Annotated in this window: 12 protein-coding genes; 4 read left to right on the top strand and 8 right to left on the bottom strand. The window is 71.5% G+C overall.

The window, feature by feature from the left end; genetic code table 11:
- Window positions 1-53: 53 nt before the first annotated feature.
- The 6 genes from PQI07_RS00740 to PQI07_RS00715 all read right to left on the bottom strand — a co-directional run bounded on the left by PQI07_RS00740 (window position 54) and on the right by PQI07_RS00715 (window position 6924).
- Complete coding sequence (locus tag PQI07_RS00740) at window positions 54-728, bottom strand: class I SAM-dependent methyltransferase (RefSeq protein ID WP_274925832.1); 675 nt, start codon at window positions 726-728, stop codon at window positions 54-56.
- 64 nt (window positions 729-792) lie between these two features.
- On the bottom strand, window positions 793-1851 hold the full coding sequence (locus PQI07_RS00735; protein WP_274925831.1) for a glycosyltransferase: 1059 nt from the start codon (window positions 1849-1851) through the stop codon (window positions 793-795).
- Window positions 1848-2789 (bottom strand): glycosyltransferase family 2 protein, encoded by a 942-nt coding sequence (locus tag PQI07_RS00730; protein WP_274925830.1) that lies wholly within the window; start codon window positions 2787-2789, stop codon window positions 1848-1850. Before PQI07_RS00730 ends, PQI07_RS00735 begins: the two co-directional genes overlap by 4 nt.
- 41 nt (window positions 2790-2830) lie before the next feature.
- Complete coding sequence (locus PQI07_RS00725) at window positions 2831-3976, bottom strand: glycosyltransferase (RefSeq protein ID WP_274925829.1); 1146 nt, start codon at window positions 3974-3976, stop codon at window positions 2831-2833.
- A gap of 22 nt (window positions 3977-3998) precedes the next feature.
- A complete protein-coding gene (locus PQI07_RS00720) occupies window positions 3999-4883 on the bottom strand; it encodes a glycosyltransferase family 2 protein (protein WP_274925828.1) in 885 nt (294 codons plus the stop codon).
- Window positions 4873-6924 carry an HAD-IIB family hydrolase gene (locus PQI07_RS00715; RefSeq protein WP_043352927.1) on the bottom strand — a complete coding sequence of 684 codons (2052 nt, stop codon included), beginning with the start codon at window positions 6922-6924 and terminating at the stop codon, window positions 4873-4875. Before PQI07_RS00715 ends, PQI07_RS00720 begins: the two co-directional genes overlap by 11 nt.
- 93 nt (window positions 6925-7017) lie before the next feature.
- On the opposite strand from PQI07_RS00715, the gene PQI07_RS00710 reads away from it, so the two are divergent.
- Both PQI07_RS00710 and PQI07_RS00705 read left to right on the top strand, forming a co-directional pair.
- Window positions 7018-8058: a glycosyltransferase family 4 protein gene (locus PQI07_RS00710; RefSeq protein ID WP_342462028.1), complete on the top strand. Its 1041-nt coding sequence runs from the start codon at window positions 7018-7020 to the stop codon at window positions 8056-8058.
- Window positions 8058-9242 (top strand): glycosyltransferase family 4 protein, encoded by a 1185-nt coding sequence (locus PQI07_RS00705; protein WP_274925826.1) that lies wholly within the window; start codon window positions 8058-8060, stop codon window positions 9240-9242. The genes PQI07_RS00710 and PQI07_RS00705 overlap by 1 nt, the downstream gene beginning before the upstream one ends.
- A gap of 37 nt (window positions 9243-9279) precedes the next feature.
- Here PQI07_RS00705 and PQI07_RS00700 read toward each other — a convergent pair whose 3' ends face one another.
- Window positions 9280-10263 carry a glycosyltransferase family protein gene (locus PQI07_RS00700; RefSeq protein WP_111474251.1) on the bottom strand — a complete coding sequence of 328 codons (984 nt, stop codon included), beginning with the start codon at window positions 10261-10263 and terminating at the stop codon, window positions 9280-9282.
- Window positions 10264-10355: 92 nt separating this feature from the next.
- Between PQI07_RS00700 and PQI07_RS00695 the strand changes: the two genes are divergently transcribed.
- Complete coding sequence (locus tag PQI07_RS00695) at window positions 10356-11000, top strand: hypothetical protein (RefSeq protein ID WP_043755499.1); 645 nt, start codon at window positions 10356-10358, stop codon at window positions 10998-11000.
- 4 nt (window positions 11001-11004) lie between these two features.
- Window positions 11005-11649, top strand: a complete 645-nt coding sequence (locus PQI07_RS00690) for a hypothetical protein (RefSeq protein ID WP_182592115.1) — start codon at window positions 11005-11007, stop codon at window positions 11647-11649.
- Window positions 11650-11880: 231 nt separating this feature from the next.
- Here the strand turns inward: PQI07_RS00690 and PQI07_RS00685 are convergent, their stop codons facing one another.
- Window positions 11881-12129 carry a hypothetical protein gene (locus tag PQI07_RS00685; protein ID WP_274925825.1) on the bottom strand — a complete coding sequence of 83 codons (249 nt, stop codon included), beginning with the start codon at window positions 12127-12129 and terminating at the stop codon, window positions 11881-11883.
- Window positions 12130-12203: the final 74 nt, after the last annotated feature.

Below are 12203 nucleotides of genomic sequence, written 5' to 3'. Positions count from 1 at the left end.
TCGTCAGCGTGCCGACCAGATCCTCATCGCCGGCGCACAGGCGAAGCACTTGATCAGCCCTCATTCGGCTTGGTGAACTTGCACTTGCCCTGCAGCGACCACGGCCCCCGCGCCCCGACCTCGGCGCAGAACGCATCGACCGCCCGGGTCACACCCGGGAAGCGGCCGCCCAAGCGGTCGTAATCGTCGGCGATCAGGAGGCCTCCAGGCCGCAGGACCGGCCACCAGGCGCGCAGGTCCGCCGCGACAGACGTCTCCTCGTGCCCGGCATCGAGATGTATGACGTCGGCGGTCACACCGCGCAGACGCAAGAGTTCCGCGGCATTCACCGAGTCGAGCGGCAACGGCACGATGTGGTCCGTCATGCCTTCGCGCACCACATTGGCCAGGAAGGTCCGGTAGAGGCTCGGATAGCCATGCTCGGTGGCGAGTTCCGCGAACAGCGCCTCGTCCGCCCAGTGATCGACGGCTCCGAGCCACGTATCGACCGCGATCACGGTGCCGGCGACCTCGTTCTCGGCCATGGTTCGCGCGAGGAAGAGGGCGCTGGCTCCCTTCCATGTCCCGATTTCGACGGTGACGCGGGGTCGGAATTCGATCACCGCCTCTTCGAGATAGGGGTGGATGCTGCGCCAGCCTTGAAGGTCGCCGGCGCGTAGGTCCGCCGGGGGATCCGCGAAGGGGTCGCGGCCGTGCCACAGGGCGGCGATCAGGTCCTGACGGGTCATGGAACTCTGATTTGAGGGTGTTGGAAGGCCCAGGAGGGGCAGACATCCAGGAAGAGCAGTGGGGTCATCGAACGGCGCGGGCCTGCGCGTAGAGTGCCTCGCATCGGTCGAGCCAGCATGCGCGGGTGAACAGGCGCAGGACACGCGCGCGCGGGATCGGCCGCGGGATCACGAGCGCCGCGCCGATGGCACGGGCAAGACCCGCCTGGTCCCCTGGTGCCGCGAGGGACCCGGCTTCGCCGACGACCTCCGAAACGGCGCCCCGGGCGAAGCCGGCGACCGGCAGGCCGCAGGCCATCGCCTCGATCGCCGCCAACCCGAACGGCTCGTCCCAGCACGGTGTGGCCAGGAACACGGAGGCGCGGCCGATCTCCGCGGCCAAGGCCGTCCCGCTGAGCTGGCCGCCGTAGCGGATCGAGCCGCCGAGCAACGGCGCGACCTGGGCCGCCCAGTAATCCGGCTCCTCGACCGGGCCGAACAGGGTCAGGGGCAGGCCGGCTTGGCGCGCCGCGCCGATCGCGTGCTGCGCGCCCTTGTCGGGCGTGATCCGCGCGCACCAGACGGCGCTGCCGTCGCCGTCCGGACGATACGGCCAGGCGGCGGGATCGATGCCGTTGTGAAGCACCGAGGCCTCCGGGGGCGCCCCGTCCGGCCACCACGCGTCGAGATGCGCCCGGGAGGGCGCGGTGATCCGGTGTCCCGGGGCGGGGCTCGCCTGCACGAACCAGCGCAGGGCGTCGTAGGGCGGTACGTGCAGCGACGTGACGGTGGGCGTCGCGGCGGTGCGCCGTTTCTCCAGGGGCAGACGGCTCAGGCTGTTGTTGTGCAGCACATCGAAGCCCCCGGCAGCGATCCGGTCGCAGGCGGAAGCGTAGCCGTCGTCGAGATGAGCCTTCAGGCCCGCATCGCCCCGGTGCTCCAGGCCGGCATGGCTCCGCTCGTGATGGACCGGGATCACAGGATCCAGGGCGAAGCGCGCGTCGCTGTCGCCGGAGGCGAACAGGGCGACACTGTGGCCCCGGGCGGCGAGACCGTCCGCGAGGCTCCACGTATAGGCTTCGAGGCCCCCCGCGAAGGGCGGGGCGATCGGATGGCGGAGATGGGCAAGGAGCGCGATCCTCACGCCGTCACCGGCGCCGGCGATTTCGCGGCGGCCCCGGCATCCGTCCGGGCCTCGATGGCGCGGATCACCGACGCCGAGTTGGTGTAGGGCTGGTGGCCCAGCTGACCAGTCAGCGCGAGGTCGGCGGCGTCGGGCCGGCGCAGGATGCGGATCGGCCGGTCGGGCGTGTCGTCGATCAGGCCCATCACTTTGAAGGCGTAGAGCCAGTGGCCCATGGTGCGGTAGCCCCACTTGGCCTCGAACAATTCGGCGTTGCGCACCACACTCTCGAGGTGATAGACCGGCGGCATGTGGTGCGGGTGGTACTGGTGATAGGCGCGCGCGCCCTTGATCCAGGCGATCGGGATGCCGCTTCGGTCGAGGAGCTTGCCGAAGTCGGTGTCCTCGCCGCCGTAGCCGGTGTAGCGCTCGTCGAAGCCGCCGGTCGCCAGGAAGGTGGCCCGCCGGATCGCGAAGTTGAGCGACCAGAAGCAGCGGTAATCGTTGCAGATCTCGATGCCGGAGGCCGGGGGCCCGCGGCGGTCGGAATGCCGCTCCGCCACGGCATCGAGGCCGGCATAGTCCCAGGTCCCCTGCGTGGCGCGCTCGGGCAGATGCAGCACCTCGCCCATCAGCAGCCCGTCGAGTTCGGAGAGCCCCCGCGCGTAGTCGGCGACGAGGTCGGGCGCCGGGATGCAATCGACGTCGAGGAAGACCACGGCGTCGCTGTCGACCGCCGCCACGCCGCGGTTGCGCGCCGCCGCCAGCGGCAACTCGCGGCCCCGCACCGGAATCTGATGCACCGGGAAGCCGACCTCGGGCAGGTCGTAGGGCGTCTCCTGCATCACCGCGACGATGAAGGCGGCGGGGGGCTGCGTCTGGCGCTCCAGGCCGCGGAGCACGTTGCGCAGATGCGCCGGCCGGCCCTTCGCGAGGGTCACCACGGAGACGGTGGACATAAGGCGATCGGGCTCCGGTTGGGTTGGGGAGACGGCGGCGGTCACTCGGCGGCGATGCCTGGAAGCGGGACGGTTTCGGCGCCGGCCGGTCCGCAATCCCAGAGCGCGTCGGTCAGCCCTTCGAGCCAGCCGGCGGCGCGGGCAGCGGCGTCGGGGGCGTAGAGGCTCCGCAGGGCAGCCCCATCGAGGGCGCGGGCGCGGGCGAGGAGGTCCCGCCAGCCCTGGAGATCACCCGGCCAGGCGGGCGCCTGCACGGCGGCGCCAAGACGGACCAGGGCCTCGGCCTTGCGGGTCTGCTCGGCGAAGTAGCGCCATTCTGGCATCACGATCAGGCGACCGCCGACCCGGGCGACCTCGTGGACCGTGTTGTCGCCCGCCGAGGCGATCACGATGTCGGCGGCGGCGAGGTAGTCGGTGACCGAGGACACCCAGCCGAGTTCGCGCAGATTCGAAAAGTCGGTCTCGTGGCCCTCGCGGTGGGTCGGCCCGAGGGTGAGCCACAGGGCGTCGGGTTCGGCGCGGGCCGCGACCGTGAGAGGCGCGAAGGGCGTGCCGCTGCCGCCGCCGCCGGTCACCGCCACCACGATCTCCCGTGCAGGATCGAGGCCGAGCTTGGCGCGGGCCTCCGCGCGCTCCGGCACCCGGTCGACGCTGGTGCACAGGCCGCCGCTGTAGAAGGTCTTGGCGCGCAGGTGTGCCGGGTAATCGTCTTGCTCCAAGCGCTCGTCGAAGGGGGCGAGCATTCCGACGCAGGCCTCGTAGGCGCCGACATGGCCGATATCGGACCGGTCGCCGTGCATGCGGATCTGCACCGCCGGCACGCTGGCGATACGCGCGAGCAGCGCGATCTCCGCCGAGACATCGACCACGAACAGGCCGATTCCACGCTCGTCGAGATGGTCGAGGATCGACCGCATGGTCCGGCGCATCGCGTCGAGACCCAGGGGAACGCAGTGCATCACCTGGGGCGTCGGCTCGGCGTAGAGGCGCGCCGTCGGCACGGCGGCGCCGATCATGTTGGGCAGCGCCACGATCTCGATGTCGCGGCCGAAGCCGTCGAACAGGCGTGGATCGGCGGTCAGCACCGAGACGGCCCGGTCACGAGCAAACTCGGCGGCCACCGCCATCGTGCGGTTGGCGTGGCCGCGGCCCTGATGATGAACGAAGAACGCGATCGGCTTCTTCATAACGGTGGGTTCGGGCTCGCTCTCAAGAGAACAGGGCGTCGGGCCGCAGGGCCGCGGCGATCTCGGGTTCGGTCGGCGGGCGGATCAGGCGGATCGCGGGGGCGGCGACGTCCCAGTCGATCAGCCCGGCCGCGCGGAACTGGTCGAGCCAGTAGGTCATGCACCAGCGCCCGTGCCGCGCCCGGAAACGCGCCGCGTTGGCGAGGATCGACGCGAAATGCTGCAGCGGCGGCACGTGGACCGGATGGTGCTGGTGATAGGCGCGAGCCCCCGCGACCCAGAAGACCGGCAGCCCGGCGGCGGCGAGCCGGGCGGCGAGGTCCGTCTCCTCACCGCCGTAGCCGACGAAAGCCTCGTCCATGCCGCCGGCCGTGCGCCAAACCGCGGCCGGTAAGGCGAAGGACAGGCCCCAGAGCTGGCCTGCATCGGGTTCCGGCCGCAGGCCGTTTTCGGGCAGGGCGGGCCGGGCCGGATGGGCTCGGCCGAGGCGGTCGAGTACCGCCGGCGTGCAATCGCCGGTGCCCGCCCCCGGCGGAAGGTAGAGGACCTCGCCGAGCAACAGCCCCTGCGCCGTAGCGCCGGCCCGCGCATAGGCGTCCGTCAAAGTCGGCGACGGGATGCAATCCACGTCGAGGAAGACGAGGAGTTCAGCGCACGCTGCCTCGGCGGCCCGGTTGCGCGCGGCGGCCAGCGGCATCGGCTCGCCCGGCACGTGGAGGTGCCGGATCGGGCAGCCGGGATCGGGCAGGTCCGGCGCACGCTCCGACTGCATCCAGGCGATCACCAGCTCTCGCGGGGGCAGCGTCTGGCGGGCGAGACCCTGCATCAGGTTATGGAGGCGGTCGGCCCGGCCGCGGACTAGGGTCAGGACGCTGGGAGCCGGCCCCCCCCCGTGCTCAGCCGGCATCGGCGAGCATCCGGCGGAAGTGCGAGACCCCTTCAATAATGCCCCGGGCGTGGGTCCGGCGGGACACGTAGGAGTGCTTCAGGGCGGCATGGCTTGCGAGGTCGTCGGAATAGTTCGCCACGATGATCGCCTGCACGCGGGCGCCGAGCATCTCGATGTCGTTGCCGGAATCGCCGGCCACGAACACGGCGTGCTCCGGCAGGTCGTACAGGGCCCGGACGTGGTCCACGGCAGTGCCCTTCGAGGCGGCCTCGGGCAGGACGTCGAGATACCGTCCATGACTGTGAATCACACGCGCGGCGATGCCGGCCTCTGCTAGACGCGCGCGGACGCGCCGTTCGGTCTCGGTGTCACCGAAATAGCTCAGCTTCAGGGCCCGCTGCTCCAGAGGACCCTGGGGGCTCAGCCCATCAAGCCTGTCGAGCGCTGCCTGCACGGCGGGCCGATCCCAGCCGGGCTCTATGATCCGGCGCCACGCGGCGTCTGCCGTGTATGTCACGCCGTTGGCGTCTAGGTGGTAAATTTCGGATCCCACCGAGGTGATCATTACCTGGGGCCGGGGGCTGTCCTGTTGCTCCAGCACGGCCATCGCGCTGTGGAAGGACCGGCCGGTTGCGACGCCGAAGGCGAGCCCCGCCTGCCGGCTGCGCCACCGGCGGAAGATTCCCATCGCCGCATCGCAGCCGACCAGCGTGTTATCGATGTCGCAGACGAGCAGCTGCCGGGGTGTCTGGGTGGGCGGCTCCGGGGACAGCAGCGCGCGCAGCAGGACGTGATAGCGGGCGGCGTGCCGGTCCCAGTCGTAGGCTGCAGCCGCCCGGGCGCCGCCAGCCACGCAGCGTGCGTAGAGGACCGGATCGCCCAGGATCCGCAGGCACGCTTCCGCGATCGCCCCGTGGGTGCGTGGATCGACCAAGAGCCCGTTGCCGCAGGTCTCGACGATGTCGTTGGGGCCGCCGCTGTCGGTGGCGACCAGCGGCAGGCCGGCGGCAGAGGCCTCGAGTAGCGTCAGGCCGAAGGGCTCGTTGAGGGCCGGGTTGACGAACAGGCCGCCGCGCGTCCGGGCATGGGCGTAGATCGCCGGAACGTCCTCCGGACGGTGCGTCTTCGGGTAGGCGACGCGCCCGTAGAGATCGTAGCGATCGATCAGGACGAGGAGGTCGCGCATGGTCGCGGCCATGTCGCCGTCGAGGGTATCGATGTCGTCACGGGTCCCGGCGATGATCACGAGGTTGGCGTGGGCCTGGAGCGCACGACTCTCGCCGTAGGCACGCACCAGCGCAGCGAGATTCTTGCGCGCCACCGGCCGGGCGAGCGCCAGGATTGCCGGCCTGTCCGGATCGTCGAGGAAGCGGTCGATCGCCGCGTCGACCCGGGGATGGGTCTGGGCCGCGGCGAAGCGGGCGAGGTCGCTGCCCGGAGGCAGGACGCGGACGCGTCCGGGATCGTAGGCCGCATAGCCGGCGTACTGCACCTCCGCCTCGTCCCGCGAGGAGGCGATCACGAGCTGGGCTCGCGCCACAGCCTCCTCCTCGGCGGCGATCCGGCGGGCGAGATCAGGCCGGACGGGGGCCGTGCCCAGCATCGTTGCCTTCACGCGTCCGAGGGAATGGGCCGTGAAGACGAAGGGGATGCCCAGGCGATCTTCCACCAGGGCCGCCACCGTCGCCGCGTCCGCGTAATGCGCGTGAATGAGATCCGGCGCCCGGGCCTGGGCGGCGATCCAGGTGATGAGGTTTTCGGCGAAGGACGCGACCTCGGCGTGCATCGCCTCCTTGGCGCGGTAGTCCGGGGACGCGCTCGCGAGCCGCACGAGCGTGACCTTGTCGGCGATCGGCTCTTCGGGCACGGCGTAGGCGGCCCCGAGGGAGCCGCGAAACAGACGGGTCGCCACCACGATCCGCGTGAGATCGCGGTCCTGCACCGAGGCCGAGACCAGATCGAGCAGGTAGCGGATATGGCCGCCCGTGTCGGCGGTGAGCCCGTAGACGACGCCGTCGCCGCGCAGGCAGCCCTGCAGGGCGATATGCAGGACAAACATCAGGCGTGCGCTGCGGCTCTCGCGCGCCGCAGAACGCTTAACTTATGTAAAGCGAACGCCGCGCCCCGGCTTAACATATGTAAAGAGGTTGCCGTGCTTCGCGTCGCGCAGGTCGCTCCGAACATTTTTCCCGTTCCCCCAGACCATCACGGCGGCACCGAGCGGGTTGTGCACGATCTCAGCACGGCGCTACGAAGCTTGGGTGTGGAACTAACATTATTCGCCCCATCGGACAGTGCGACAGACTTACCGCGCGTCGGCAATTACCCGAGTCTCGCGGCGCTGGAACGGCAACACGGGCGCGTCGCACCCGGGGTGCCCGCCGCCATGGAGGCTCTGCAGCTGGAGGACCTGCGGCAGCGGCTCGACGATTTCGACATCGTCCATTGCCACGGCGAATTCGCCCACGCGGCGCTGCTGGGCGCGCGGCGCCGACGCAGCCTGACCACCATCCACTGGCGGGTCGACGAGCTCGACCGGGCCTTGTTCTTCCAGGGCTTCCCCGACCTGCCCGTCGCGGCGATCTCGGCCGCGCAGGCGACCGGCATCCCGGCCGTGAACCTGGCCGGCATCGTCCATCACGGCATTGACCGGGCGCGCTACGCCTTCCGCGCCGCGCCGGACGACCATGTCGCCTTCGTGGGTCGCATGACCGACCAGAAGCGGCCCGACGTGGCGATCCGGGTCGCTCGCGCCGCCGGTCTGCCGATTTGGCTCGGCGGCACGATCGATGTCGGCAACCCGGACTATTTCGACCGCTGCGTGCGTCCCCTGCTGAGCGTCGACGCGACCTATCTCGGGCCCGTCGACGATACCCGGAAGGGCGAGCTCCTGGGCGGCGCCCGGGCGCTCCTGTTCCCGATCGACTGGCCCGAGCCCTTCGGCCTCGTGATGATCGAGGCGATGGCCTGCGGCACTCCGGTGGTCGCCTGGAACCGCGGCTCGGTTCCCGAGATCGTCGAGGACGGGGTGACGGGCTTCATCGTCTCCAGCGAAGCCGAGGCGGTCGCGGCCCTCGCCCGGATCGGGCAGCTCGACCGCGCCGCGATCCGCCGCCGGTTCGAGGAGCGCTTCACCGCCGAACGCATGGCCCGGGATTACCTCGCCCTCTACCACCGCCTGCACGCCGCCTGATGCGCACCGCCTTCCTGGCCTGGGACTACCCGCCATCGCCGAGCGGGCTCTCCACCGCGGCCCGAGAGATCGCCGAGAGCCTTGCGCAGGCGGGCGCGGAGGTGACGGTGTTCACCCTCGACCGGACCGGACACGAACGGATCGGCGGCGTCACCGTGTCGGGGCTCGCCCTGGCGCCTGGCAGCTCCCTCGCGCGCCTGCGCCTCTGGGGCTCCGCCGGCCATCTCGCCGCCCCGCTCGCCTTCCGGCGTGCCGTGCTGGAGGCGCATCGCCAAGGGCCCTTCGCCGTGATCGAGGCGACCAATTGGTATGCGCCGGCTGCCCTGCTCGCCGGCCGGCGGGATCTGCCGCTGGTGACCCGCAGCTCCACGCCGGCCGCCTTCACCCGCGAGCCGGCCGGCAGCCTGCGGAACCGCCTCGACGGCTGGACGGCTGACCGCCTGGAGCGTCGGCAGGCTCAGGCGAGCGCTGGGCTCATCGCAAACACCGCGACGCACGCGGGGGTGATCGCCCGTTGCTACGGGCTGACCGGGCGGCAGCCCGAGGCGGTGATCGGTCTCAGCCTGCCCCCCGAGGTCGCCGAGGCCGCGAGTGGCGCCCCCTATCCGGAGGCGGCGGAACCGATCCGCCTGCTCTTCGTCGGGCGGGCGGAGGCGCGGAAGGGGTTCGATGCCCTTCTCGGCGCGGTCGCGATCCTCGGCGCCGAGTGGGCGAGGGGCGCGCTGCCCGCCTTCCGGCTCGACCTCGTCGGGGTGCCGCCGGACGATCTCCCGGCCGATCTGCCCAATGTGGCGCGGCCGCACATCCAGGCCCGGGGCCGGATCGACGGCCGGGCGCTGTCGGCGGCCTACGCCGAGTCTCACGCGGTGCTGGCGCCCTCGCGCTACGAGAGTTTCGGCCTCGTCTACCAGGAAGCGCTCGCCTACGGCCGGCCGGTCGTGGCCTGCGCCGAGGATGCGAGCGCCCGCGCCTTCGTCGGCGTGCCCGGCGCCGGCCCCCTGGCCGCGGCCGCGACCGGGCCGGCCCTCGCCGACGCCCTGCGTCCGCTCCTCACCGATCCGGACCTGCGCCGCGCCTATCGCGCCCGCGCCCTGGCGGCGGCCGGGCGCTTCAGCCGGGCGAGCCTCGGGCGCGAGACCCTGGCGCTCTACGAACGGGCGATCACGGCGGCGCGGGGCGGCTGATCGTGCAGCCGCGGCAGATCCGGTCCGCTCCGACCCGTCAGTCTGCGTAGGGGCGCAGCAACGCGGCCTCTTCCTCCGGACGTCCGCGCCCGGGATCGAGCGCCTCGTAGCGCCGCGACCGTGCCCGGACATGGGCCGCGCTCAGGCGATGCTCGATGCCGCCGTGCAGGGCGATGAGGCTCCCGGGCCAGCCACGGTCGAGAACCGGGCGCTCATGGACGCGGCCGGCGTAGACCAGATGGGTGCGGTTCAACCGATACTGGACATCCGGGAACACGTCCGAGAGGACGCCGTCGACCCGGTTCGCCCGGGCGAGGCCGATCGAGACGACAGCCTCCGCCTCGGCCAGGGCCGCCAGGGCGGGCAGCAAGCGGCCGGTCGCCGGGCCGAGCGCCTCGTCGGCGTCGAGCTGCAGCATCCAGCCGTGGCGGGCGAGGCCCTGGAGAGCATTGCGCTGCGCGGCGAAATCCCCGTCCAGGGGGCGGGCGGCCACGCGCACCGCCCCCGCGGCGAAGCCCGCGACCGGGACCGGCACCGCCGCCCGCGCCGGCCCGTCGATCAAGATCGCGACGTCGTCCGTCCAGCCAGCCTGCGCCGGCAGCGAGGCCAGGACGGCGTCCCGGTCCGCCGGACGGCAGAGGAGACCGAGGGACACCGGGCGCCGGTCGGCGGCTTCGAGGGCGAACAGCTCAGCGTCGGCCGCCCGGGTACCGTGGGGGTGTCGGAGTTCCGCGCGGCCGGCCGCGTCGCGGGGACGGACGCCGAGCCGCCAACGGGTCGCGGCGCTACGCAGGGTATAGAGGTCGAGGCCGTAGGGCGCCTCCAGGTCGGGCGCGAAGACGGGACCGGCGAGGCTTCGGGCCAGATGCGCGCGGCAGGCCTCCGGGGCCGCGCCGTGCGCGAGCAGGACCCCGCAGGCGTTGCAGGCCAGCGGGAAGGCGCGGCGCGCGCCGCCCGGATAGGACAGGGTCCGGTCGCTCGGCCCGATCATGGCGGCGGCACAGACGAAACACCGGCGCATGATCCCATCTCCGACGCCCGCGATCCAGCAGAGGGGCCTGGATGCGTCGGGCCCGCGCCTTACCTCCGCGGTTCCCATAACCCCTGCCGCACGTGATCCCGGACGTCGACTCCCTCCCTGCCGGACGCGCCGGCCTACCAGCCGACGGGTCCCTCGCCATCGTGGGCAACGCGCCCGGAGCGGGTGCGTGCGCAGCCGCGATCGATGCGGCGGACAGCGTGGTCCGCTTCAACAACGCGCTCGGCTTCGGCGGCGGCACCGGCCACCGCGTCACGCATCTCGCCCTGGTCAACCGCGGCGGCCAGCCGCGGGAATGGCTGGCGGACCGGCGCTTCCTCGAGCGCCCGGTGGTCCGCGCCGCGCAGGCCTTCATCCTGCCCTTCCCGATGCTGCCGGCGGAGCACAACGTCCCCGAGCCGATCTGCTGGACCCGCGAGCTTCTGGCGCGGCTGCGTCCGCTGGGCCGCCCGGTCCTCCTCCTGCCCGAGACGCTGCACCAGCAGGCTCACGCCCTGCTCGGCCCGCGCACGGCGGGACACCCGAACCCGAGCACCGGCTTCCTCGTGACGCTCGCGCTACTGCTCGGCCGCCCGGCGGGTGCAGGACCGGCGCAGGTCTTCGGCTTTGGTTTCGACGGCTGGCCCGGTCATCCCTGGGCGGCCGAGCGCGCATGGTTCGCCGAGGCTGAGGCGGCCGGACGCATCCGAGTGCATCCACCATCTCTGACCGAGCAATAACGTCATGACCACGCTGATCACCGTCCTGAAGGGCGGCGGGCGCTACGACGCCACCTGGGTCGCCCGCCTCGCAGGCGGCATCCGCCGTCATGCCCCGGCTTTCGAACGGATCGTCTGTCTTACGGACCTGCCAGTGGCCGTCGCGGGCGTGGAGACGATCCCGCTCCGGCACGCTTGGTCGGCCTGGTGGGCGAAGATGGAGGCGTTCCGGCCCGGTCTCAGCACGGGTCCGACCCTCCTGTGCGACCTTGATACGGTGCTGACCGGCCCAGCCGATGCCCTCGCCGAGCCCGGCCTCGCCGCGATGGAGGACTTTTTCCACGCGGGGCGCCTCTCCAGTGCGCTGCTGCGCTGGTCCGGGGACGAGCTCGCATCGCTTTACACGACCTTCGCGGCCGACCCCGACCGCTGGATGAGCCCAGGATCCTGCGGCCCCGTGCCGAACGCGGTGCATGGCGATCAGGTCGTCATCGACCACCTGCTGCGTCGGAGCGGGCGGCAACCGGATTTCATCCAGCGCCTCCATCCCGGCCTGCTCGATTTCTATGACCCCCGGCGCGATTCCCATGGCCCGGTCGTGATCTTCATAGGAGCGGCGAAACCGGATACGGCGACTGGAGCCGTGCATGCTGCGTGGACGCGTAGCTGATGGAGGAATCCCGACGTCGTCTCGGCTACAACTTCTGAAGCGTTATCGTGATCAGGTCGGCCGCAGGAAAGACGACCTATCTGAACAGAAGCTCCGAAGCTGCCCTTTGCCTACGGGCTACGTTCTCGCATGATCCTACGCGTGCCAGTGGCTCGCAGTCGGACAGAGAGAATGTCCGCATTTCGGGCGGCGGCATTCCGAAGCGGAATGGCAGGTTTCGGCCAGACCACGTCACGCCGACCCACAAACGCGCAGGAGCAATCGTTCCGCTTGGCGCCCATCCCGGTCATTCAGCGTGTTTCGAGAACGCTCCGAAGCGGACATCTCTTCCGCAAAGATCCCAGGCCGGAGAAGAACCGACACGGTGAAGATTTTCGCGCCTTCCACCGGTCGCCGCTCGCAGGCAGCGGCACCGATCAGGCTGGCGCAGACCGCGAAGGTCCCGTCATCGACCAAACGCTCGCCGGTGCGGTGCTGCACAGTGATCCTGAACGCCGCTCAAGGTAGGTCGTCCCGAGCGCCCGCGCTTCATCCGGCAGCAGCCACGCTTCACA

Origin of the sequence: Methylobacterium sp. 092160098-2 (genome assembly GCF_028920805.1) — a bacterium.
Classification (GTDB): domain Bacteria; phylum Pseudomonadota; class Alphaproteobacteria; order Rhizobiales; family Beijerinckiaceae; genus Methylobacterium; species Methylobacterium fujisawaense.
The sequence above is the reverse complement of the archived record's forward strand: the minus strand, read 5'-3'. Positions and strand labels throughout refer to the sequence as shown.

Bases quoted from the DNA above. Each gene is read 5' to 3' on its own strand.
- PQI07_RS00690 (WP_182592115.1), top strand. From the start codon at position 11,005: ATGACCACGCTGATCACCGTCCTGAAGGGCGGCGGGCGCTACGACGCC.
- PQI07_RS00725 (WP_274925829.1), bottom strand. From the start codon at position 3,976: ATGAAGAAGCCGATCGCGTTCTTCGTTCATCATCAGGGCCGCGGCCAC.
- PQI07_RS00715 (WP_043352927.1), bottom strand. From the start codon at position 6,924: ATGTTTGTCCTGCATATCGCCCTGCAGGGCTGCCTGCGCGGCGACGGC.
- PQI07_RS00720 (WP_274925828.1), bottom strand. From the start codon at position 4,883: ATGCCGGCTGAGCACGGGGGGGGGCCGGCTCCCAGCGTCCTGACCCTA.
- PQI07_RS00740 (WP_274925832.1), bottom strand. From the start codon at position 728: ATGACCCGTCAGGACCTGATCGCCGCCCTGTGGCACGGCCGCGACCCC.
- PQI07_RS00700 (WP_111474251.1), bottom strand. From the start codon at position 10,263: ATGCGCCGGTGTTTCGTCTGTGCCGCCGCCATGATCGGGCCGAGCGAC.
- PQI07_RS00730 (WP_274925830.1), bottom strand. From the start codon at position 2,789: ATGTCCACCGTCTCCGTGGTGACCCTCGCGAAGGGCCGGCCGGCGCAT.
- PQI07_RS00705 (WP_274925826.1), top strand. From the start codon at position 8,058: ATGCGCACCGCCTTCCTGGCCTGGGACTACCCGCCATCGCCGAGCGGG.